The following is a 21,804-nucleotide window of genomic DNA, read 5'->3' on the forward strand; positions in this document are numbered from 1 at the left end:
AAGTGACCATGAGAGCTTCATGACCGAACTGATCGAAAACCGCCCGTTGGCTGAACTCAAGATCGGCGACAGCGCAAGCCTGACGCGCAACTTCACCATGGACGACGTACAGACCTTCGCATTGATGTCGGGTGACGTGAACCCCTCGCATGTGGACGCCACCTTCGCCGCCAGCGATCCCTTCCACAAGATTGTGGCGCACGGCATGTGGAGTGCGGCGCTCATCTCCAACGTGCTGGGCACGCAGCTGCCGGGGCCGGGCACGGCCTACCTCGGCCAGAACCTCCAATTCCTCAAGCCCGTTTTCCTGGGCGACACGGTGCGCGTCACCGTGACCGTGGCCGCCATCGACACGCCCACCGGCCACGCCCCGCGCGCCACCCTGCATTGCCGCGTGGTCAACCAGCGCAACGAAACCGTGGTGCAAGGCGACGCCCAGGTGCTGGCGCCGACTGAAAAGATCAGCCGCCAGCGGGTCCATTTGCCGCGGCTGGAATTGCGCGACCCCGGCGTGAAGCTGCGCGCGCTGGTCGCGCAGGCCCAGGCTGCCGCCAGCGGCCGCGCACCGCTGGCGATGGCGGTTGTGCATGCGGTCGACGCCGTGTCGCTGGGCGGCGCGGTGGATGCGGCGCAGGCCGGGCTCATCGCCCCGGTGTTCGTCGGCCCCGAGGCGAAGATCCGCGCCGCCGCCGTCGCCGCCGGCATCGACCTCGGCCCCTACCCCATCGTGGCCACCGAGCACAGCCACGCGGCGGCGGCGAAAGCCGTGGCGATGGCACGCGCCGGCGAGGTGCAGGCGCTGATGAAAGGCTCGCTGCACACCGACGAGCTGATGCACGCCGTGGTCGACGCCGAGAATGGCATGCGCACGGCGCGGCGCATCAGCCATGTGTTCGTGATCGACGCCGTGGGCCAGCCGCGCCTGCAACTGCTGACCGATGCGGCGGTGAACGTGACGCCCGACCTGGAGGCCAAGCGCGACATCGTGCAAAACGCCATCGATCTGGCGCATGCCCTGGGCATCGCGCAACCCAAGGTCGCCATTCTTGCCGCGGTCGAGACGGTCAGCTCCAAGATTCCCTCCACCATCGACGCCGCGGCACTTTGCAAAATGGCCGATCGCGGCCAGATCCAAGGCGGCCTGCTCGACGGCCCGCTGGCCTTCGACAACGCCGTGTCCAAGCGCGCGGCGCAGACCAAGGGCATCATCTCGGAAGTGGCCGGCGACGCCGACATCCTGGTCGCGCCCGACCTGGAAGCCGGCAATATGCTGGCCAAACAACTCGAATACCTGGCCGAGGCCAAGGTCGCCGGCATCGTGCTAGGCACGCGCGTGCCGGTGGTGCTCACCAGCCGCTCCGACCTGCCCGATGCACGCATGGCGTCTTGCGCGCTGGCGGTGTTGCTGGCGGCAGCCACAAGACCGCCAGCGTCCACATCGCAAGATCCAATGACCAGCGCATGACGTCCACCATCCTCTGCTTCAACGCGGGCTCATCCAGCCTGAAGTTCGCGTTGTTCGATGCCGAGGCCACGCGCCACCCATCGGGCCTGCCCGTGGCCATGCTGCGCGGCGAGATCGACGCGCCGCAGGGCAAGCCCATGCTCAGTTATGCCCGCGCCGGCCAGACCACCGAAAGCCTGGCGCCAGGGGCCGTGCGCGGCGACATCGGCGCCGAAACCGCGTGGCTCATCGCCTGGCTCGCGCGCACTTGCGACGCACCCCGGCCCATCGCCGTGGCGCACCGCATCGTCCACGGCGGGCTGCACTACACCAAAGCCGTGCGCATCACGCCCGAGGTGTTCAGCGACTTGCAGGCGCTCACCAGCCTCGCCCCGCTGCACCAGGGCCCAGGACTTGCCGGGGTGCAGGCGGCGCAGGCCGTCTTGCCCGAAGCCGTGCAACTGGCCTGTTTCGACACGGCCTTCCATGCAGGCCATACGGATGCCGAGCGGCGCTACGCGATTCCGCGCAGCTGGCACGATCGCGGCTACCAGCGCTACGGCTTTCACGGGCTGTCGTTCGAGGCCATCAGCCGCCGCCTGCCGGCCGTGTTGGGCGAGCGCGCGCAAGCTGCGGTGCTGGTGGCGCATCTGGGCAGCGGCGCCAGCCTGTGCGGCATGCGCGGCCTGCAAAGCGTCACCACCACCATGGGGTTCACCGCGCTCGACGGCTTGGTGATGGGCACGCGTTGCGGCGCGCTCGACCCAGGCCTGGTGCTGCAATGGTTCCAGCACGACCAGCTGAGTGCCGACGACGTGGAAACCCTGCTGTACCAGCGCAGCGGCCTGCTCGGCGTCTCCGGGATCAGCGCCGACACGCGCGACCTGCTCGCCAGCAAGGACCCGCGCGCGAAGCAGGCGGTGGATCTGTTCGTCGCCAGCATCGTGCGGCAAGTCGGGGCTGTCGCGACCACGCTCGGTGGGCTGGATGCGCTGGTGTTCACCGGCGGCATCGGCGCGCACCAAGCCGCCATTCGTGCCGCCGTGGTGCAGCGCCTGGCCTGGCTGGGGCTGGGCATCGACGCCGCAGCCAACAGCTCGGGGCATCTCAACATCGCCTCCGGCTCCAGCCGCATTCCCATCCTGGCGCTGCCCACCGACGAAGAGGCGGTGATGGCGGCGCAGGCCGCTGCCCTGGTCGCGCCCGCCAGCGCTTGAAGCCATGACCGACGCCCTGCCCCCGCTGCTGCTGCAGTTCGCCGCAACCGTGCTGCTGAGCTTCGTGCTGGGGCTGGAGCTGCACAGTTACCGCAGGTCGCAGGATGAAGGCATCGGCTTCGGCACCACGCGCACGCTGACCCTGATCGGCGCCATCGGCTTCGTGCTGTGGCTGCTCGACGGCGTTCAGGCCAACGTCGGGGCGCCGCAAGTTTTTCTGCACCCTGCGAATGGTGGGACGGCTGCAGCCATCGCCTCGGATCTGCTGGGCACGCGCGGGCTTTATCTGGCGGGACTGGCGGTGCTCGCCGTCTGGCTGGCGGTGGACTTGTGGCCGCGCGTGGCGCGAAGCACGCGTGCGGCGAGTCAGCCTGCCGACAACGGCGGCGCGTTGCTGCCGTCGCTCATCGCCCTGGTGGCTTACGCCCTGGGGCCGCTGGTGCTCACCCAGCCCGATTGGTTCGTGGCGGCGGTGATGGTCGTGACCATTCTGATGCTGGGCGAAAAGCCGCTCATCCGCCGCCTGTCCGACGCCTTCCCCAGCGCCGAGGGCGTGACCCTGGCGAAGTTCCTCATCATCGCCGGCCTGGTGCTGCCGCTGATGCCGGCCTCGCCGCTGCCAGGCCTGCCCACATTGAGTTACCAGAAGGTGTGGCTGGCGGTGGTGGCCATCTCGGGCCTGTCCTATCTCGGTTATGTCGCCCACCGCTACATCTGGCCCAAGGCCGGCACGCTGGTCACCGGCATCATCGGCGGGCTGTACTCCAGCACCGCGGTCACGATCGTGCTGGGCCGCGAGTCACGCACGGATGCGGGCATCGCCGCGCAGGCCCCGGCGGCCATCGTCGTCGCCATCATGATGATGTACGTGCGCCTGCTGGTGCTGATCGCCCTGCTCGGCCACCTCGATGCGGCACGCGCCCTGCTGCTGCCCTTCGGCACCATCGTGCTCGGTTCGGGCGTGGTCGCGTTCGTGCTGTGGCGGATCGGGAGTCGAACCGCTGCGCAAAGCGCCAGCGCCGTGCAGTTGGGTCCGCACAACCCGCTGGCCTTGCCCATCGCGCTGCTGTTCGCGGCCCTGTTCATCGCCTTCGCCGCCATCACGCAGTTCATCACCACGCACTACGGCGCCGGAGCGCTCAAGCTGCTCAGCCTGCTGGTCGGTTTCACCGACATCAATCCCTTCATCCTCTCGCTGGTGGCCACGCATGGCGTCGTCAACCCATCGTTGATGGTCAGCGCCATCCTCGTCGCGTCCGTCACCAACAACCTGGTCAACGCCGGCTATGCGCTGGTGCTCGCGCGACAGCGCGCCATGGTGCCGGTGGCCGGCTGGTTCGCGCTGTGCCTGGTGGCGGCGCTATTCTGGACCGGATGGCTGTAGAACTTGTGGAGGTTTCCGTGAGCATGACAGTTCCTGCACAGGTCGATTGCCTGATCCTCGGCGCCGGCGGCGCCGGCTACCCCGCGGCGTTTTTTCTCGCCCAGGCCGGCAAGTCGGCGCTGATGGTCGATCCCATCGGCAATCTCGGCGGCGACTGTCTGGCCGAGGGCTGCGTGCCGTCCAAGGCGGTACGCGAGGCGGCGCTGGTGCGCGGCCTGGCGGACAAGTTCGCCCACTTCGGCCTGCGCGGCGCCGCGCCCGCCGTGGACTGGCGCGCGGTGATGGCCCGCAAGGACCGCGTGCAGCAAACGCGCTACGCCCAGCATGGCGAGGAAATCGCCCAGGGTGGCGCGCTGTTCGTGCACGGGCGCGGCGCGATCACCGCGCCGGATCGCGCCCGCATCGACGCCGCCAACGGCAGCACGCGCGAAGTCGGCTTTCGCCATCTCATCCTCGCCACCGGCTCGCGCCCGGCGCGCCTGCCCATCCCCGGAGCCGAGCTGGCCATCACCTCGCACGAACTGTTCCGGCTCGGCGCCGACCTGCCGCAGCCCGAGCATCTGGTCATCATCGGCGGCGGCTACATCGGCGTGGAAACCGCCTCGATGCTGCAGGCGCTGGGCACCAGGGCCACCGTGCTGGAATACACCGCGCAACTGCTGCCCGGCTTCGACGCTGAACTCGCCACTTTCCTGCACGCCAGCCTTGCGCAGCGCGTGCGCATCGAACTGTCCGCGCAGGTGTTGGGCATCGAGCGCAACGGCGCAGATTTCACGGTGCGCTACCGTCAGAACGGGCAGGAACATACGGTGCAAGGCGACGCCGTGCTGATGGCCACAGGACGCGTGCCGGTGCTGCCCGAGGGCTTCGCGCATCTGGGCCTGCAAGTCGAACACGGCCATGTGGTGGTGGATGCAACCCTGCGCACCACCAACCCGCAGGTGTGGGCGCCGGGTGATGTCAACGGCCGCAGCATGCTGTTTCACTCGGCCGTGCGGCAAAGCCTGGTGGCCGCGCACTGCATCGCCGCCGGCGGCCAGGCGGTGGATCGCATGCGTTTCGACGCGGTGCCGATGACCGTGTTCACCGAGCCGGAACTGGCGCATGTGGGCCTGACCGCCGCGCAGGCCGAAGCCGCGTTCGGCGCGGGTGCCGTGGCGGTGACGCACTACGACTATGCGACGGACTCACGCGCACAGATCTACGGCGAGACGCTGGGCTTCATCAAGCTGGTGTTCGACCTCCGCAACGGCCTGCTGCTGGGCGCGCAGATCGCCGGCATGGACGCCGCGCAACTGATCGCGCCGCTGGCGCTGGCGCTGGAGCAGGGTCTGGGTGCGGCAGCGCTGGCCGAAACCGCTTTTCCGCATCCCATGCTCAGCGAGGGCATCAACAAGGCCGCGCGCGCTTTCTTTTCATCCTTGAGCGCATGAGCCGGAATGGCTCGAAAGGCAAGCACGATGCAAACTCCCGATTCCCCCAAACCCGCCACTCCCACGCTGCCGCCCACCGACCGCAAGCAGGGGCTGAGCGCCGCCGAAGCGCAGCGCCGGCTCGCGCAATTCGGCGCCAATGCCATCGCCGACAAGTCGGTGCCGGCGTGGCGGCAGCTCGCCGCCAAGTTCTGGGCGCCGGTGCCGTGGATGCTGGAGGCGGTGATCGTGCTCCAACTCCTGCTCGACCGCCGGCTGGAGGCGCTGGTGATCGCCGTGCTGCTGGTGTTCAACGCGGTGGTGGCCTTCGTGCAGGAGCAGCGCGCCAAGGACGCGCTGGCGCTGCTGCGCAAACAGTTGCACGTGAACGCGCGCGTGCTGCGCGACGGCAAGTGGAGCCCGATTCCGGCCGAGCAGGTGGTGCCGGGCGACATCGTGCACCTGCGCGCCGGCGATCTGGTGCCGGCGGATCTGGCCCTGTTCGACGGCGCGGTGGCGCTGGATCAGGCGGCGCTCACCGGCGAGTCGCTGCCGGTCGACGCCGGCCCCGGCAAACCGGCCTATACCGGCGCCATCGTGCGCCAGGGCGAGGCCAGCGGCGAGGTGACCGCCACCGGCGCGCACACCTTTTTCGGCCGCACCGCGGAACTGGTGCGTACGTCCACCGCGCCCAGCCACATGCAGCGCACCATCTTCGCCATCGTCAAGCGGCTGGTGATCTTCGACGCCGCGCTGGTCGTCTTGGTGGTGGCCTACGCCCTGCTGCACCACCTGGCGCTGCTGGACACCGCCGTGTTCGCGCTGATGCTGCTGGTGGCCTCGGTGCCGGTGGCGCTGCCGGCCACCTACACGCTGGCCACCGCCGTCAGCAGCCTCAAGCTCGCGCACCGGGGCGTGCTGGTGACGCGCCTGCCCGCGGTGGAGGAAGCCGCGGCGATGGACACCCTGGTGTCGGACAAGACCGGCACGCTGACGCAGAACACGCTGACGCTCGCCGGTGCGATCGCGCTCGCAGCGGGCAGCGACGACAACGCCGTGCTGCGCACCGCCGCCCTGGCCAGCGACGATGCCACGCAGGATCCGCTCGATCTCGCCATCCTCGGCCCGGCGCGCGAACGCAAGCTGCTGGCCGACGCGCCCGCGCGGCAGGACTTCCATCCTTTCGACCCGGCCACGCGACGCAGCGAAGGCATCTACACCGTGGACGGCCACGAGTGGCACGCGGTCAAGGGCGCGGCCACCGTCATCGGCCCGCTGTGCAAGCTCGATGTTGCTCAGCAGGCCGCGCTGGACGCGGCCGAACGCCAGCTCGCCGCGAGCGGCGCGCGCGTGCTGGCGGTGGCGGCCGGCCCTGCCGATGCCCTGCAACTGCTCGGCGTGGTGGGCCTGTCCGACCCGCCGCGACCCGACGCCGCCGCGCTGATCGCCCAGCTCACGCAACTCGGCGTGCGCGTGTGCATGGCCACCGGCGACGCGCAGGAAACCGCGCGCGCGATCGGCGCCAGGCTGGGCCTGGGCACGCGCGTGTGCGTGGCGCAGGGCGCGGGTGCGCAAAACCCCGAAGACTGCGACCTCTACGCGCGCGTGCTGCCCGAGGACAAGCACCACATCGTCGCCGCGCTGCAAAAGGCCGGCCACGTCACCGGCATGACCGGCGACGGCGTCAACGACGCACCCGCACTGCGTCAGGCCGAACTGGGCATCGCCGTCGCCAGCGCCACCGACGTCGCCAAGGCCGCCGCCGGCGTGGTGCTGACCGATCCCGGCCTGGGCGGCGTGCTGACCGTGGTGCGGGCCGGGCGCGAGGTGCACCGGCGCATGCTCACCTACACCCTCAACAAGACCCTCAAGACCTTCGAGATCACCGTGTTCCTGACGCTGGGCCTGTGGCTCACCGGCGGCTTCGTGATCTCGCCGATGCTGATCGTGCTGATGCTGTTCGCCAACGACTTCGTCACCATGAGCATCGCCACCGACCGCGTGCGCCCGACGCCGACCCCGCAGCACTGGGACGTGCGCAGACTGGTTGCCGCCGCTGCCGGCTTCGCTTCGCTTTCGCTGGTGTTTTCGCTCTCGTTTTACTTCATCGCCCGCAACGCATGGGGGCTGGATGGCCACCAAAGCCAGACCTTGGCCTTCCTCATCCTGGTCTTCACCAATCAGGCCGGCATCTATGCCTTGCGCACCAACACCCCGCTGTGGAGCCTCGCCCCATCGCGCTGGATGGCCATGGCCAGCATCGGTGATTTGGCAATCGTCAGCCTGCTCGCCGGCTCGGGCGTGCTGATGGCGCGGTTGCCATGGAGCTTGATCGTCCTGCTGTTGGCGTCCGGCGTGGCTTTTTCTTTCGTGCTGGACGCAGCCAAACGTCCGCTGTTCAAACACTTCGCCATCGCCTGAAAGGACGATCCGCATGTCCACACCCAGCCCCGCGGCACCTGTGCCCAACATCAATTCGCCGTTTTTCTGGCCCATGCAACTCGCCGCCAGCCTGGCCGAGCAAGGCATGGAGCTGGCCGCGCGCAACGTGAAGTTTCTCGACGAGGAAGTGCGGCTGCATGGCGGCATCAAGCCCAAGCTCGCCACCGCGCACACGCAGCGGCTGAAGCTGCGCACGCTGGATCTGTGCGACTACTCCGCACCCGGCGCGAAAGGCGTTCCCACCCTGGTCAATGCGCCCTATGCCGGGCACACCTCGATGATCGCCGACTACCACGAGGGCCAGAGCCTGATGCAGACGCTCAAGGCCAGCGGCGTCCGGGACCTGTTTCTCACCGACTGGCATTCCGCCACGCTGGACATGAAAGACCTCGAAGTCGATCAGTACCTCGGCGAACTTCTGGCCTGCGTCGACGACCTCGGCGGCCGCGTCAACCTGGTCGGCCTGTGCCAGGGGGGCTGGATGGGGGCGATGCTGGCGGCGCGCTATCCCGACAAGGTCGCCAGCCTGGTGCTGGCCGGCTCGCCCATCGACACCCATGCCGGCAAAGGCCCGCTGGTGAAGATGGTGAAAGAAAGCCCGATGGGCTTTTACGCCGATCTGGTGGCCAGCGGCGGCGGGCTGATGCTGGGCAAAACCATGCTCGCCGGCTGGAAGAACATGCACCCCGAGCAGCACTATGTGCAGGAGCACATCGACCTGTACGAGCATATCGACGACCCGGTGTGGCTGTCGAAAACCGAGGCTTTCGAGCGCTGGTACGAAAACCCGCTGGACCTGCCGGGCCGCTGGTACCTGCAAGTCATCGACCAACTGTTCAAACGCAACCTGCTGGCCAAAGACGACTACGTGGCACTCGGGCGCAAGCTCGATCTCAAAACCATCACCTGCCCGCTGTATCTGCTGGCCGGCGAGCGCGACGACATCACCGGCCATGAGCAGGTGTTCGCCGCCGAGCATCTGATGGGCACGTCCGAGGCGCATATCCACAAGCGCATGGTGCCGGGCGGGCACGTGGGCCTGTTCATGGGCGCGCGCACGCTGAAGGAAGCCTGGCCCGAGATCGCCGCCTGGATCGTCCAACAGGAGCCGCCGGGCTGGCGGTGACGCCCACAACATGCACCGATTGCGCCGCGCCGCATCCGATCGACGGCGCTGTGTCTCAACTGCTGCGGTGCCGGAACAGCCACGCCGCAGCCGTCATGCTGGCCAGGCCGATGAGCGCCAGCGGCCAGTACTGCGATGCCAGGGCACTCACCCCGCTTCCCTCCAGAAACACCCCGCGCACGATGACGAGGAGATAGCGCAGCGGATTGATGGTGGTGAGCATCTGCACCGCCTCGGGCATGTTGGCAATCGGCGTGGCGAAGCCGGACAGGATGATGGACGGCACCATGAACAGGAACACGCCGAGCAGGCCCTGCTGCTGGGTCACGGCAAGCGAGGAGATCATCAGCCCGATGCCGATCGCCGCCAACAGAAAAAAGAACATGCCCAGGGCCAGCGCCAGCACGCTGCCGACGAAGGGCACATGGAACCAGGCCACCGCCATCAGCGCGATGAACGCCCCCTCCAGGCCGCCGATGATCAAACCCGGAATGGCCTTGCCCAGCAGGATTTCGGCCGGGCGCATGGGCGTGACCAGCAACTGGTCGAAGGTGCCCATCTCGCGCTCCCGCGCCACCGAAAGCCCGGTGACCAGCAGCGTCACCACCAGGGTGAGCAGGGCGACGAGGCCCGGCACGATGAACCAGCGCGACAGCAGGTTGGGGTTGAACCAGGGGCGAATGTCGAGTCGGGCCGGCGGCGCCTGCCAGCCATGGGTTGCGGCCCAATGCTGGTTGAAGGCCAGCAGCACGCCGCTTGCGTCATTGAGCGCAAGCGAGGCCGTGTTGGAGTCGCGCCCGTCGATCAGGATCTGCACCTTGGCCGGGCGATGGGCGAGCAGATCACGCGTGAAATGCGGCCCGATGCGCAACACCAGCAGCGCCGCCTTGTCGTCGATCAGCGGCGCGATCCGCGCCTCGTCGCGCACCGTGGCCACCTGCTCGAAGGTGGACGAGCCGGTGAAGCGCGCCAGCAGTTCGCGCGAGGCAAAGCCCGCGTCCTGGTTGTACACCGCATAGGGGATGTGGTTGAGGTCGAAGCTCGCGGCACAGCTGAACACCAGGAGCTGGATCACCGGCGGGCCGATCAGCACGAAGCGGCTGGCCTTGTCGCGCAGCAGGGCGAGAAACTCCTTGATGACAAGCGCGACGATGCGGGCCCACATGGTCAATCCAGCCTCTTGCGCGACTTGCGCCAGGCGATGCCGAGGAACAGCAGCGCCATCACCGCCAGGGCCGCGCTGTTGCTCAGCACCACCGGCCACACGTTGCCGGCGAGAAACACGGTCTGCAAGATGGCCACGTAGTACCGCGCCGCGACGACGTGGGTGATGCCCTGGATCACGGCGGGCATGGAGTCGATGTCGAACATGAAGCCGGAGAGGATGAAGGCCGGCAGGAAGGTGACGATCACTGCGACCTGCGCCGCGACGAACTGGCTTTTCGCCAGGGTCGATATCAGCAGCCCCATGCCCAGCGCCACCAGCAGGAACAGCGCGGAGCACAGCACCAGCAGCCACAGGCTGCCGCGCAGGGGCACGCCGAACTGCCAGACCGCCATCGCCACCGACAGCAGCATGCCGCCCATGCCCATGATGAAGTAGGGCATGAGCTTGCCGAGCAGGATCTCGCCCATGGTCACGGGGCTTGCCATCAGCGCCTCCATGGTGCCGCGTTCCCACTCGCGCGCCACCACCAGCGCGGTGAGCAAGGCGCCGATCAGGGTCATGATCACCGCGATCAGTCCGGGGACCAGAAAATCGCGGCTGCGCACCGCCGGGTTGAACCAGATGCGCTCCTCGGCCACCACCGGAATGGCGAGCGGCTGGCCCGCCTGCTCGGCCTGCAACCGCAGCCAGTTCTGCCACATGCCCTGCAGATAGCCTTCGAGGATGCGCGCGCTGTTCGCATCCACCCCGTCCACCCACACCGCGATGGGCGCGGTCTGGCCGGAAAGCAGCTTGCGCGCGAAGTTCCCGCGCAGCCAGACGATGCCCGAAACCTGCCGCCGCATCAGCGCATGGCGCGCGGCCATGATGTCGGGATAGCGGCGCGGGGCGAAATAGTCCGACCGCTCGAGCCCGCCGACGAAGGCGCTGGTTTGCGCCGAGGGCTGGTCGACCACCACCGCCAACGGCACGTGGTGCGCGTCCAGCGACACGCCGTAGCCGAACAGCAGCAGCAACACCACCGGCATGACGAAAGCGATGGCGATGGCCGAGGGGTCGCGCAGGATTTGCAGGAACTCCTTGCGCACCAGTCCACGCAGACGCATGCGCTTCATCTCTCCCTCCTCTCAAGGAAAGGCCGGGCCGCTCCCAAGTTTCCTTGATCCCCGCGGGGGATGTGGCGGCGCGCCGCCTCTGGGGCGCTCATGCCGCCCTCCGGACCTGCGCCTCGTGCGCCTGAATCAGGCCGATGAAGGCATCTTCCATGCTGGGGACGGGCATCGCCTCGGTTTTGACCTTGCCGCGAATCTCCTGCGGTGTGCCGAAGGCCAGGATCTCGCCCAGCGACATCAGCACCAAATGGTCGCAGTACTCGGCCTCCTCCATGAAGTGGGTGGTGATCATCACCGTCACGCCCGCTTCGGCCAGCAGGTTGATGCGCTGCCAGAACTCGCGCCGCGCCAAGGGGTCCACGCCCGAGGTGGGCTCGTCCAGGAACAGGATGGACGGCTGGTGCAGCAGCGCGCAGGCCAGCGCCAGGCGCTGCTTGTAGCCCAGCGGCAAATCGGCGGCGCTGGCCTCGGCGTAGGCGCCGAGTTCGAACTCGCGCCGCGCCCAGTCCAGCCGTTGCTGACGCCGCGCGCCGCGCAGCCCGTAGGCCGAAGCGAAAAAGCTCAGGTTCTGCGCCACGCTCAGGTTGCCGTAGAGCGCGAACTTCTGCGACACATAGCCGATGCGCCCACGCGCCGCAGCCGAGGCGCGGCGCAAATCGACCCCGGCCACGCGCAGGCTGCCCGAGCTTGCCGGCAACAGGCCGCAGAGCATGCGAAACGTGGTGCTCTTGCCGGCGCCGTTGGCGCCGAGCAGGCCGAACACCTCCCCACGCCGCACCGAAAAGCTGATGCCCTTGACGGCCTCGAAGCTGCCGAAAAAGCGGCGCAATTCCTGCACCTCGATCACCGGCGCTGCATCCACGGCCGACTGTTGGCACCCTCCCCGTTCACCGGCAGGGCTGGGGCGGGAGGCCTGGAGTGCGGCATCCGGCACAAGCTCGGGCTCCGCCTTGCGCAACAGGCTGACGAAGGCATCCTCGAAGCGCGGGGGCGCCGGCTGCCAGTCTTCGCCGCCCTGCGCCAAGGGCGCCCGCCCCTCCACCACTACGCGCACGCCTTCGGCCTGCACCAGCGCGTCCAGCACGCCGGCGCGTGCCTGCAGCGCGGCCTGCAATGGCCGCCTGCGCAGCCCGGCGTGGCGCACCATGTAGCAGCGCCCGGCCAGCGGCGCCTCGAAGGCCGCCGGGGGCTGCTGCGCCAGCAGCTCGCCTTCATGCAGCAGCAGGATGTCGTCGCACAGCTCGGCCTCGTCCAGGTAGGCCGTGCTGACCAGCACCGTCACATCCTGCGCGCGCAGGTTCTTGATGATGCTCCACAACTCACGCCGCGAGATGGGGTCGACCCCCACCGTCGGCTCGTCGAGCAGGAGCAGGCGCGGCGCGCGCAGCAAGGCGCAGGCCAGCCCCAGCTTTTGCTTCATGCCGCCCGAGAGCGCGCCGGCGCGGCGCTGGCCGAACGGTCCGAGCGCGGTCAGGCGCAGCAGCTCGACGAAGCGCGCGTTGCGCTGCGCCGCGTCCAGGCCTTGCAGATCGGCATAAAGATCGAGGTTCTCCTGCACCGTGAGATCCTCGTACAGGCCGAAGCGTTGCGGCATGTAGCCGAGGTCCTGCTGGATCGTCGCAGCCTCCTGCCGCGTGTCGCGGCCCAGCACCCGCACATGGCCAGCGTCCGGCAGCAGCAGCCCGGCGGCCAGGCGCATCAAGGTGGTCTTGCCCGCGCCGTCCGGGCCGAGCAGGCCGGTGACGCCCCCGGCGGCGATGCGCGCGCTCAGGCCCTTCAGCGCTTGGACCTGCCGCCTGCCCTGGCGGAAGTGCTTGTGCACGGCCTCCAGCACGAGGGCGGGCGGCTCGACCGCATCATCCTGCGCAGGCATGTCGCGGGACTTGTTGCGGAGCGTTGTCGCGCAGGGGAACCTCCACCGTCACCGGCATGCCCAGACGCAGCCTGCCCTGCGGATTGCAGGCATACACCCGCACGCGATAGACCAGTTCGGCGCGCAACTCAGTGGTCTGCACGGACTTGGGCGTGAACTCGGCGGTAGGCGAGATGAAGCCGACCCAGCCGTCGAAAGCCTGCCCCGGGAAACTGTCGCTGAAAATGCGTGCGCGCATGCCAGGGGCCAGCCTGCCCAGCTCACGCTCGGGCACGTAGGCGCGCGCCCACACCGGGTTGTTCAACGCGAGGGTCATCACCGGGGTTTGCGGCGCGGCCATGTCGCCTTCCTCCAGGATGCGGTTTTCCACCACGCCGGCCTCGGGCGCGCGCAGTTCGGTGTCGGCCAGCTCGCGCCGCGCCAGGGCCAGCGCGGCCTGGTCGGCCTGCGCCTGGGCCTGCGCGGCCGCGATGTCCTCCTTGCGCGGGCCTTGCAGCGCCAGGCTCAGGGCCTGCTGCGCGCGTTGCGCATCGGCCTTGGCGGTCTTGAGCGCCTGGGCGGCGTTGTCCAGCGTTTGCCTGGGGAGGAAGTCAGCATCGACCAGGGTTTGCTGCCGTTTGTAGGTGCCCTGCGCGTTCTGCAGGGCGGCCTGCGCGGCATCGACCCCGGCGCGCGCTCCGGCGATCTCCTGCGGCCGGCTGCCCGCGCGCAGTTTGGCCAGGATGTTTTGCTGGGCCAGCAGCGCCGCCTGGGCACGGTTCACCACGTCCTGGAAACGCGCCGGATCGAGCTGGGCGACAGGCTGATTCTTGTGCACCGTGTCGCCTTCCTGCACCCGCAATCTGGCGATGCGGCCGGCATCGTTGAACGCCAGCTGGACCTGCCTGATGTCGATGTTGCCGTAGAGCGTCAGGGTCTGGGTTTGCGCCTTGGGGCGGTGCAGCGCCCAATAGGCCGCGGCACCCGCAGCGATGAGGACGATGGCGAGAACCAGCACGGAAAGGCGCTTGTTTTTCATGGCTGTCAGGCAAAACTTTCGGGAAATGCGCTGGTCGATCATTGTCGCGTCAGGGTTGCCCTCCCCCTTGATCCAGCGCAAACAAGCCCGGCGGCCCGCGGCTAGGAGGCTGTCGGACTTGAACCCGAGCGAATCCGATTGATCAGTGCGACGCGTTTTTTTTGACAGCGGCGCGCTGATCGAACGCTCTCGATGGTTGGCGAGACACTGTGAGGGCACATGGGGCGGCCTGGGGACTCGGTTTTGGCGTGGTCGGGGCGCACTATTGCCCTCACGCGGCTCGCAGGACGTGCATGCGCTTGATGTTCCAAGCCATGGTCACCAAGCTCCATTCGCCTTGTGCCTTGGCCAGCCCGCGCATGCTCATCTGGCGCCAACCCATCACTTGCTTGATGATGCCGAACACCGGCTCCACTGTCTGCTTGCGCAGGCCGTACAGGGCTCGGCCTGCTTGCGTGCCCAGGCGGTGTGCCATCTGCACGAGCGGATCCGTCGTCTGGGGCTCGGGCACATCGGGTGCAAAGCGCCCCATCACCGGCGTGTGATGCGACTCCCGCTTGAGCGCCAGCAGCGGCTCGATACCCGCGTCGTTGCACGCGATCACGTTGGCTTGGCTGAAGAAGCCGTTGTCCGTGATGAGCGTGTGCACCTCGCCCAGCACCGCGGGTAACGCTTGGATCTGCTGCAGCGTAGGCACAACTTCGCGCTTGTCGTTGGATGCCTGGCTCACATGCTGGGTGATCACCATCATCGTCGCGATGTCCACGCCGGCTTGTGCGTTGTAGCTTTGCTCGAAGCCCCCACCCGACACGGGCATGATGCGCGACTCTTCATCCGTGAGGTTGACCTGATCGCTGCTCCGGGGGCCGGCCTCTGGCGGCTCAGGGTCCTTGCCGCGCGGCTTCTTGCCCGCCTCGCGCTGGGCTTGGCGCTTGGCGGTCTTGGCCTCGTACTCCTGCTGCTCGACCTGATGGCGTTCGCTGGCGCGCTGCTCGATCTTGGCCTTGGCCTGCGCGATTGCGCTCAAGCGATCTGCACGCAGGGCGATCTCCGCCGGCACATCCATGCCGTCGGGTACCGTCGCGCGGTCGCTGTTCTCTGCCAGCGCCAGCAGCGTTTGTACTTCCTGGCGCAGCTGCGCCTCGATCTTGTTGGCATGAGCCCACGACAAGGCCTTGTGCTTGCTGGCGTTGGCGTCGATCTTGGTGCCATCCAGCGCGATGTGTCCGAGCTTGAGCAGCTTCATCTCGCGCGCCAGAACCAGCACCTGCACGAACAGTGCCTCCACCTCCTTCAAGAAGCGGCGGCGGAACGTCGCCAGCGTGTCGTGATCGGGGTGGGTATTGGCCGCAACAAAGCGGAACGCCACCGAGTCGTAGGTCGCCCGCTCGATCTTGCGGCTGGAGTGCACGCCGTTGGCGTAGCCGTAGATCAGCAGGCCCAGCAGCACCGCCGGATGGTGCGCCGCCGAGCCCCGGCCTGCGTACTGTCGGGCCAGATCGCCCAGATCAAGCTGCTCGATGACTTCGACCACGAAGCGCGCCAAGTGATCAGTGGGCAGCCATTCGTCCACCGACGGTGGCAACAGATATGCGGTGTCTCGGTCAACAGGGACGAAGCGGCTCATCGGCTCGGGCTCTCGGTTGTGCAGCAGCAATTGTCTCGGATAGCGTCTTCATCCGGAAGACCGCAAAGTCCGACAGTCTCCTAGCATGGAAACCGGTCAGACCGCGCCCGAACCTGCGCCATTCGCCGATATGCGCAACCATCCTTCCACGCATCCGCAACACCTCGGACCGCCCTGCCCGAGGGCTTCGGCCGGGCGGCGCCGGCAGGCCGGGAAAGCGTTGGCGCTGGCGCTGGGCGTGGGCGTGGCCGGCGCGGCCCGTGCCGAAACCTTGATTCAGGTCTTCGCCCAGGCGCAGCAATACAGCCCGGCACTGCGCAGTGCGCAAGCCAACTACCAGGCCGCGCTGTCCCGCGTGCCGCTGGCCAGGTCGCGTCTGCTGCCGCAAATCGCCGCCGGAGCCAGCCTGAGCGGCAACGCGCAGAACAACAGCGAGAATCCATTGCTGCAACGCTTCGGCTTTCCCACCCGCTGGGACTATGTCGCCCGCGACATCAACCTCACCGCAACCCAGGCGCTGTATCGCCCGGCCGACGGCATCGGCGTGAGCCAGGCTGACATCGGCGCGCGCATCGCCTACACCCAGCTGGCGCAGGAAAACCAGCACCTGATGGTGCGGGTTGCGGCAGCCTACTTCGACGTGCTGGCGGCGCAGGACAGCCTGCGTTCCCTGCAGGAGCAAGACAAGGCGATCGTCCGGCAGCTGGAATCGGCCAAGCGCAATTTCGCCGCCGGCAACGGCACCATCGTCGACGTGCGCGACGCGCAGGCGCGCGACGACCTGACCGGGGCCCGGGTCATCGCCGCGCAAAACCAGGTCGCGCTGGCGTACTCGGCCCTGCAGCAGCTCACCGGCCGCATGCCCGGCCGGCCCGCCGGGCTCATGTCCGACATCCGCTTGCCGGCCCCGGCTGGCGACGCGCAAAGCTGGGCGCAAGCGGCGGAAAACCGCAACCTGGCGGTCGAGCAGGCCAGGCTCGCGGTGGACGACGCGCGGCTGGAGGCGAAAAAGGCCGCAACCGGCAGGCTGCCGACGGTGGACGCCTATGCCCGGCTGGACCATGCCAGCACCAGTGGCGGCAGCAATCTGTTTCCCTTCGGCAACCGGGCGGACGTCGCGTCGATCGGGGTGCAGATCCAGGTGCCCATCTTCACCGGTCATGGCGTGCAAAGCCATGTGCAGGAAACGGCGCACCTGCTCGACAAATCCCAGGCCGATCTCGACACGGCCACGCTTGCCGCGGCGCAGAGCGCGCGAGCGGCTTATCTGGGCCTGGAATCGGGCCGCGCCCAGGTCAAGGCGCTGCAGGCGGCTGTCCAGTCGAGCCAAAGCTCGCTGCAGGCCAACGAGACGGGCTACAAGGTTGGCGTTCGCGTGAACATCGACGTGCTCAACGTCTTGTCGCAATTGTTCGAGGTCAAGCGCCAGGCCGACAAGGCCCGCTACGACGTGTTGGTCAGCGACCTCAAGCTCAAGTTCGCCGCCGGTGAACTCAGCCAGCAGGACCTGGACGCCGTCAACGCCCTGCTGCAGCCGGATGTTCCCTGAACCCTGGAGCGCCGCGCGCGAGCGGCGCTCAGACGTGGATGGGCGATTTCCAGGCGAAGGGTTTGGTCTCGCCGTCCAGCCAGGCCTGCAGGACATCGGACTTTCGGAGCGTGACCCGTTTCCTGTCGATCAGCACGACGCCGGCCTTGCTCAGCTGGCTCAGCAGACGGCTGACGGTCTCCATGGTCAGGCCCAGATAGCTGCCGATGTCTTCGCGGGTCATCGGCAGGGTGAACGAGCCGGCGGCCAGCCCGCACGCAGGCGCGTGGGCGGCCATTTGCAGCAAAAAATAGGCAATCTTCTGGGTGCTGCACATGCTGCCGAGCATGAACTGATCGCGCTTGGCCAGCGCAAGGCGCTCGGACATAGAGTCCAGCAAATGCTCCAGGAACTCGGGCGACTCCCGCGCCAACGCCTCGATGGCATGCCAGGAAAATTCGTACGCCTCGGTCGGCTCCAGGGCGATGAGATCGGTGAGGCAGGTCTTTTCGGCAAACCCGCTCAGCCCCAGCAATTGCCGCGGCCAGTGAAAGGCGATGATTTGCTGGCCGCCGTCCTCCCCCAGGAAGACCGATTTGAACGAGCCCTTGCACACCGCATACAGATGCCGGAAAGCCGCGCCGGCGTGGAGCAGCGTCTCGCCGTGCGCCACCTGGATGCGATGGACCGCCAGCAGGCGCAGGCGCGCCCGCAAATGCGCAGAGAGGCCCAGTGGCAGGCAGTCTTCGCAAGCGCCGGAACCGGGAAGGATGGATGCCGCAGAAATCGGAATGCGATTCATATGCCGCCGCATGGTAAGCCATGCATCGGCGCGGTTCGGACAGCCAGGCGGTGCGGATCCGGGCGGGGTTTCCGGCAGTTCAGGCCGCGCACGGACGTAGCGGGTGGACGATGAGCACGGGAATCGGGCTGACCCTCGCCACGCCTTCGGCCGCGCTGCCCAGCAGCAGGTGGCGCACCCGCTGCGGCCATGGCTGCCGACGACGATGGGATCGGCGTCCCATGCTTTCGCATCCGCCGCGATGGCATCGGCAACGCGCGGGCTTGGCGGCTCGGTTTCGGCGATCGCGGTGCAGGCGTCTGCCCCATTGCGTGGCCTTCCTCATCCGGCCGTCCAGCATGAGGCAGGCATCGTTGTCCATCACCTGCAGCAGGCTGGGCACGGCGCCGATGAAGCCGTTGTTGTCGATCACGCTGAGAAAGCGCACCGCAGCCTTGTGCCCCCGGGCCAGCGCGATGGCGTGTTCTGCGGCGGTCTGTGCCGTGCTGCTGGGGCGTCGAGGGGAACGAGGATTTTGGTGTAGGGCGACAGGGTCGTGACCCGCTTGAGGTTGGAATTTTCAGGATGGCCTATGGTTCGGCGCGCGCTTGGACTGCGCCGCATGGCTCTTGCTGGTCTTCTTCGGCTTTCCCGGCGCGGCCTCTTCAGCCATGCCGGTGGAGCCGGGGCCTGCTCCGGGAAAATCGCCCAGCATGCGCTCCTTGGCCCTGAAGTACTGTCGCGCGTGCATGGCAAGCTGGCCGTCCGTCGGGTGGTCCACGGTTTCAAGCCCCAGCACACGCTGCGCGACGGCCGGATCGTGATGCAGCATGTGCTTGAACAGTGCCAGCTTGGCCTGGCCGGGGCCGGTGATCAGGATTTCCTGCGCATCGGCAAGCGCCAGCGCGATGCCGTGGTAGTAGGGCTGGTCTTCCTCGGCCTTGCCTGGACCGATGGTGCCGCGCTTGTGATGCACATGGGGATTTCCGGCGGCCTCGACGATGGCCTTTTCAACGTCCTCGGCGTCGATGAACAACACATGAGCCTGGGCATGATCGACCCAGACGACGGCGTGACGATGCGACATGTCGACTCTCCTTTCAAAAAACACGCAATGCGGTTGCGCGCCGCACGGGCTCGGTCCGATCCGGCCTCCTGCGGTCAGACCAGTGACTGCCCGCCGTTGATGCTCAGCGTGGAGCCGGTGATGAAGCCCGACTGCTCGCGTCGATGAGAAACACCACCGCGCGGGCGATCTCGGCGGGTTGGGCCAGCCTGCCCACCGGTATTTGCGCGACGACGCCTTCCAGCACCTTGGGATCCACGGCGGCCACCCTGTTGAAGCAGGCGTCGAAGTCGCTGGCGTCCCATGGGCAGGCGGCGATGGCCGTGGCATCCCTGAATGCCTTCGCCGCCACCTCGTTGCCACGGGCTAGGAAGGCGGGCCATGACCGCGTTTTCAGGCCGCTCGCTTGCGAGCGTGGGGGCGTGGCGCTGCAGCATGTTTCGTCACCGCTTGTGTCGGATTCCGCACGTTGTCGGCCATGATCTTGACCGCGTTGCCCTGCGACTCCTGCATCACCTCCAGAGCCTGCGTGGTGAAGTTCATGAAGCTTTGCATCAGGCTTGCCGCCGGGGTGCGCCCCCAGGAGTCCGCCAGCGGACTCGTCCCGTGGCTGCCAAGAAAACTTGGGAGCGGCCCCGCGTTTCCTTGCGCATGTGGACGCTTGCTGTCGTCGACCGCCATGGTCTCACGCAGGGCTTGCTGCATGCGCAACAAGCCCTGGTTCATGGCATCGGCCAGTTCCGCCTGGGTCGTGCCGGCAATTTCAGCCAGTCGCTGGGCATAGGCCAAGGCCTTCTGACCGTTGGCCTGCGCCGGATTGCCGGTCTGGACTCGCATCCACTGCGGCACGTCACGCGCGGACACTGCGGCACGCATGGCCTCGGCGCCGTCGTGTGTGGCATCGCGCAGCATTTGCAGATTGAGCCGGGCCACTTGTTCGAAGCCATGCATGACTTTCTCGGCCATGCCGGCCATGGACTCCAACTCCGCCTTCTGCACCGCCTGAATCTGCTCACGGGTCTGCATCGCCGTTCTCCCGGAAAACGTGGAATAACGCGCCCAGTATGCGCGCGATGATTCAAACTTCCTTGATCGACATCAAGCCTCGCCCAGACCTGGCGCTCCGGCGGCCGTGGGGCCGCCGCGCGCTTCTTTCTTTCTTGATAGGCCGATGTGGGGCACCAGCGCAAGGGCGGGTTGGCGGATTGCGGCAGAGCGCGGCGCGGGGCCATCAGGCGCGTGCCGCGCACGTTGCGCAGCCCGCTTCAGTTCTGCGCGAACAGCAGCTTGGAGACCGTGTCGTTGTCGATGGGCTCGTCGAACAGGGTGCGCACCAGCAGGTCGCTGCCCAGCACCTGCGGGGCGAACAGCATGTCGGGCTGCACGCGGCGAATTTTCGCCAGATGGCGGGCGTCGTTCACGCCGGCGATGGTCTTCACCCCTGGCGCCAACTCCTTCACCGCGAGCACGGCGAAGGCGTTCTCGGCATCGTCGTCGCGCAGGGTGAGCACGGCCTTGGCCAGGGGCACGCCAGCCTGCTCCAGAATCTCGTTGCGGGTGGCGTCGCCGACGATGACGTCCGCATCGTCCGGATAGGGCGATGGTTTGCCGGGCGGGGCGATGATCGTGACCGGCACGTTGCGGCCACGCAGCTCTTTCCACAGCGTGTAGGCCAGACTCGAGACCCCGATGATGACGTAATGGTTGCGGCGATTTTCGCGGTGCATCCTGCCCTCCAGAGCACGTTTCAAGCTGCCGCCCACCAGCGGCCCAATGACCACCGACAAGGTGGTGGCGAAGACGGTGATGCCCAACACAATCAGCGAGACGGTGTACATGCGCGCTTCCACCGTTCGGGGAACGATGTCGCCATAGCCCACGGTGGACATGGTTTCCACGGCGTAATAAAACGCCGTGGGCAGGGTGCGGATGGGCGGCGTATAGCCGGCGCCGAACCACAGGCTGCCGAGCACGCCGTAAATGAGCAGGCTGCCAATGCCCAGCAGCGCGAACAGCGAACTCGCAGCCAGGCTGCTGCGGTCGAAGCGCCTGGCGTAGACCGCCAGCACGACGATGAGCAGCGCGGCAATCACGAACACGGTGTTCGGCTTGTGGGCGTACCACAGCGCCAGGCCCGCCGACAGCAAGGCCAGCAGCAGGGTGATGACCCAGGCCACGCGTGCGCGCAGCAACAGGCCCAGGGCCATGAGCATCAGGCCGAAGCCGATGAACACGCGCGGGATGACGGCCAGGTTGGCCACGCTGGCGATGGAATCGGCGCCATGCTCCAGCAGCCCGTGCAAAGCAGTGAGCAGCGGGAAGAACTGCGGACGCACCTGCAAGGCCCCGCAGCTGGCCGCCAGCAGCGCCGCCAGCACTTGCGGGCCCTGCTCGCGCCACATTTTCATCAGCCAGCGCAAGGCTGCGACCAAACGCGCACGCAGGCGATACGGCCAGGCTGCCTTGCGCAGCGCAGCGGGATCGGGCGCCGAGGGCGGCGGCCCGGAGGGCGGCGCAGGCGGCGGCGCCAAGCTGCCGGCTGGCGTCGCGGGCAACGGCGCATCTGGGTCGAGCACCGGGTCCAGCGTCGGCTCGGGCGGTGCCAT

Annotated in this window: 18 protein-coding genes; 7 read left to right on the forward strand and 11 right to left on the reverse strand. The window is 67.8% G+C overall.

The window, feature by feature from the left end:
• The first annotated feature begins 19 nt into the window (after nucleotides 1–19).
• The 6 genes from THIX_RS11430 to THIX_RS11455 are packed head-to-tail and all read left to right on the forward strand — an operon-like array spanning nucleotide 20 to nucleotide 9,025.
• Entirely contained in the window at nucleotides 20–1,465 is a 1,446-nt protein-coding gene (locus THIX_RS11430; RefSeq protein WP_112486339.1) for a bifunctional enoyl-CoA hydratase/phosphate acetyltransferase, read from the forward strand.
• Nucleotides 1,462–2,661 (forward strand): acetate/propionate family kinase, encoded by a 1,200-nt coding sequence (locus THIX_RS11435; protein WP_112486340.1) that lies wholly within the window; start codon nucleotides 1,462–1,464, stop codon nucleotides 2,659–2,661. The genes THIX_RS11430 and THIX_RS11435 overlap by 4 nt, the downstream gene beginning before the upstream one ends.
• Nucleotides 2,662–2,665: 4 nt before the next feature.
• A complete protein-coding gene (locus THIX_RS11440) occupies nucleotides 2,666–4,045 on the forward strand; it encodes a DUF4010 domain-containing protein (RefSeq protein ID WP_112486341.1) in 1,380 nt (459 codons plus the stop codon).
• Between the two features lie 23 nt (nucleotides 4,046–4,068).
• Nucleotides 4,069–5,478 (forward strand): dihydrolipoyl dehydrogenase, encoded by a 1,410-nt coding sequence (locus tag THIX_RS11445; protein ID WP_233224526.1) that lies wholly within the window; start codon nucleotides 4,069–4,071, stop codon nucleotides 5,476–5,478.
• Between the two features lie 27 nt (nucleotides 5,479–5,505).
• Nucleotides 5,506–7,878 (forward strand): plasma-membrane proton-efflux P-type ATPase, encoded by a 2,373-nt coding sequence (locus THIX_RS11450; protein ID WP_112486343.1) that lies wholly within the window; start codon nucleotides 5,506–5,508, stop codon nucleotides 7,876–7,878.
• A 13-nt stretch (nucleotides 7,879–7,891) separates the two neighbouring features.
• Entirely contained in the window at nucleotides 7,892–9,025 is a 1,134-nt protein-coding gene (locus tag THIX_RS11455) for an alpha/beta fold hydrolase (RefSeq protein WP_112486344.1), read from the forward strand.
• Between the two features lie 55 nt (nucleotides 9,026–9,080).
• On the opposite strand, the gene THIX_RS11460 is transcribed toward THIX_RS11455, so the two are convergent.
• The 5 genes from THIX_RS11460 to THIX_RS11480 form a co-directional block, all read right to left on the reverse strand.
• Nucleotides 9,081–10,190, reverse strand: coding sequence for an ABC transporter permease (locus THIX_RS11460; protein WP_112486345.1), 1,110 nt, complete (start codon nucleotides 10,188–10,190; stop codon nucleotides 9,081–9,083).
• Nucleotides 10,191–10,192: 2 nt separating this feature from the next.
• Nucleotides 10,193–11,308 (reverse strand): ABC transporter permease, encoded by a 1,116-nt coding sequence (locus THIX_RS11465; protein ID WP_112486346.1) that lies wholly within the window; start codon nucleotides 11,306–11,308, stop codon nucleotides 10,193–10,195.
• Between the two features lie 88 nt (nucleotides 11,309–11,396).
• Complete coding sequence (locus THIX_RS11470) at nucleotides 11,397–13,178, reverse strand: ATP-binding cassette domain-containing protein (RefSeq protein WP_112486347.1); 1,782 nt, start codon at nucleotides 13,176–13,178, stop codon at nucleotides 11,397–11,399.
• On the reverse strand, nucleotides 13,162–14,196 hold the full coding sequence (locus tag THIX_RS11475; protein ID WP_112488321.1) for an efflux RND transporter periplasmic adaptor subunit: 1,035 nt from the start codon (nucleotides 14,194–14,196) through the stop codon (nucleotides 13,162–13,164). Before THIX_RS11475 ends, THIX_RS11470 begins: the two co-directional genes overlap by 17 nt.
• A gap of 271 nt (nucleotides 14,197–14,467) precedes the next feature.
• Entirely contained in the window at nucleotides 14,468–15,823 is a 1,356-nt protein-coding gene (locus tag THIX_RS11480) for an IS1182-like element ISThsp16 family transposase (protein WP_112484377.1), read from the reverse strand.
• An 85-nt stretch (nucleotides 15,824–15,908) separates the two neighbouring features.
• Between THIX_RS11480 and THIX_RS11485 the strand changes: the two genes are divergently transcribed.
• A complete protein-coding gene (locus tag THIX_RS11485) occupies nucleotides 15,909–17,372 on the forward strand; it encodes a TolC family outer membrane protein (RefSeq protein ID WP_233224527.1) in 1,464 nt (487 codons plus the stop codon).
• Between the two features lie 28 nt (nucleotides 17,373–17,400).
• Here the strand turns inward: THIX_RS11485 and THIX_RS11490 are convergent, their stop codons facing one another.
• From THIX_RS11490 to kch, 6 genes are all read right to left on the reverse strand, one after another.
• A complete protein-coding gene (locus THIX_RS11490) occupies nucleotides 17,401–18,153 on the reverse strand; it encodes a Crp/Fnr family transcriptional regulator (RefSeq protein WP_158540866.1) in 753 nt (250 codons plus the stop codon).
• Between the two features lie 79 nt (nucleotides 18,154–18,232).
• A complete protein-coding gene (locus THIX_RS11495; RefSeq protein WP_233224528.1) occupies nucleotides 18,233–18,580 on the reverse strand; it encodes a universal stress protein in 348 nt (115 codons plus the stop codon).
• Between the two features lie 132 nt (nucleotides 18,581–18,712).
• Nucleotides 18,713–19,219: a translational machinery protein gene (locus THIX_RS11500; RefSeq protein WP_233224529.1), complete on the reverse strand. Its 507-nt coding sequence runs from the start codon at nucleotides 19,217–19,219 to the stop codon at nucleotides 18,713–18,715.
• A gap of 103 nt (nucleotides 19,220–19,322) precedes the next feature.
• Complete coding sequence (locus THIX_RS11505; protein ID WP_112486349.1) at nucleotides 19,323–19,550, reverse strand: hypothetical protein; 228 nt, start codon at nucleotides 19,548–19,550, stop codon at nucleotides 19,323–19,325.
• 41 nt (nucleotides 19,551–19,591) lie between these two features.
• A complete protein-coding gene (locus THIX_RS11510; protein ID WP_112486350.1) occupies nucleotides 19,592–20,224 on the reverse strand; it encodes a phasin family protein in 633 nt (210 codons plus the stop codon).
• Nucleotides 20,225–20,463: 239 nt separating this feature from the next.
• Nucleotides 20,464–21,804, reverse strand: a complete 1,341-nt coding sequence (gene kch / locus THIX_RS11515; protein WP_233224530.1) for a voltage-gated potassium channel protein — start codon at nucleotides 21,802–21,804, stop codon at nucleotides 20,464–20,466.

Origin of the sequence: Thiomonas sp. X19 (genome assembly GCF_900089495.1) — a bacterium.
Taxonomy (GTDB): domain Bacteria; phylum Pseudomonadota; class Gammaproteobacteria; order Burkholderiales; family Burkholderiaceae_C; genus Thiomonas_A.

Bases quoted from the DNA above. Each gene is read 5' to 3' on its own strand.
- THIX_RS11470 (WP_112486347.1), bottom strand. From the start codon at position 13,178: ATGCCTGCGCAGGATGATGCGGTCGAGCCGCCCGCCCTCGTGCTGGAG.
- THIX_RS11440 (WP_112486341.1), top strand. From the start codon at position 2,666: ATGACCGACGCCCTGCCCCCGCTGCTGCTGCAGTTCGCCGCAACCGTG.
- THIX_RS11435 (WP_112486340.1), top strand. From the start codon at position 1,462: ATGACGTCCACCATCCTCTGCTTCAACGCGGGCTCATCCAGCCTGAAG.
- THIX_RS11450 (WP_112486343.1), top strand. From the start codon at position 5,506: ATGCAAACTCCCGATTCCCCCAAACCCGCCACTCCCACGCTGCCGCCC.
- THIX_RS11460 (WP_112486345.1), bottom strand. From the start codon at position 10,190: ATGTGGGCCCGCATCGTCGCGCTTGTCATCAAGGAGTTTCTCGCCCTG.
- THIX_RS11480 (WP_112484377.1), bottom strand. From the start codon at position 15,823: ATGAGCCGCTTCGTCCCTGTTGACCGAGACACCGCATATCTGTTGCCA.
- THIX_RS11475 (WP_112488321.1), bottom strand. From the start codon at position 14,196: ATGAAAAACAAGCGCCTTTCCGTGCTGGTTCTCGCCATCGTCCTCATC.
- THIX_RS11485 (WP_233224527.1), top strand. From the start codon at position 15,909: ATGGAAACCGGTCAGACCGCGCCCGAACCTGCGCCATTCGCCGATATG.
- THIX_RS11465 (WP_112486346.1), bottom strand. From the start codon at position 11,308: ATGAAGCGCATGCGTCTGCGTGGACTGGTGCGCAAGGAGTTCCTGCAA.
- THIX_RS11500 (WP_233224529.1), bottom strand. From the start codon at position 19,219: ATGTCGCATCGTCACGCCGTCGTCTGGGTCGATCATGCCCAGGCTCAT.
- THIX_RS11455 (WP_112486344.1), top strand. From the start codon at position 7,892: ATGTCCACACCCAGCCCCGCGGCACCTGTGCCCAACATCAATTCGCCG.
- kch (WP_233224530.1), bottom strand. From the start codon at position 21,804: ATGGCACCGCCCGAGCCGACGCTGGACCCGGTGCTCGACCCAGATGCG.
- THIX_RS11510 (WP_112486350.1), bottom strand. From the start codon at position 20,224: ATGCAGACCCGTGAGCAGATTCAGGCGGTGCAGAAGGCGGAGTTGGAG.
- THIX_RS11445 (WP_233224526.1), top strand. From the start codon at position 4,069: ATGACAGTTCCTGCACAGGTCGATTGCCTGATCCTCGGCGCCGGCGGC.
- THIX_RS11490 (WP_158540866.1), bottom strand. From the start codon at position 18,153: ATGAATCGCATTCCGATTTCTGCGGCATCCATCCTTCCCGGTTCCGGC.
- THIX_RS11430 (WP_112486339.1), top strand. From the start codon at position 20: ATGACCGAACTGATCGAAAACCGCCCGTTGGCTGAACTCAAGATCGGC.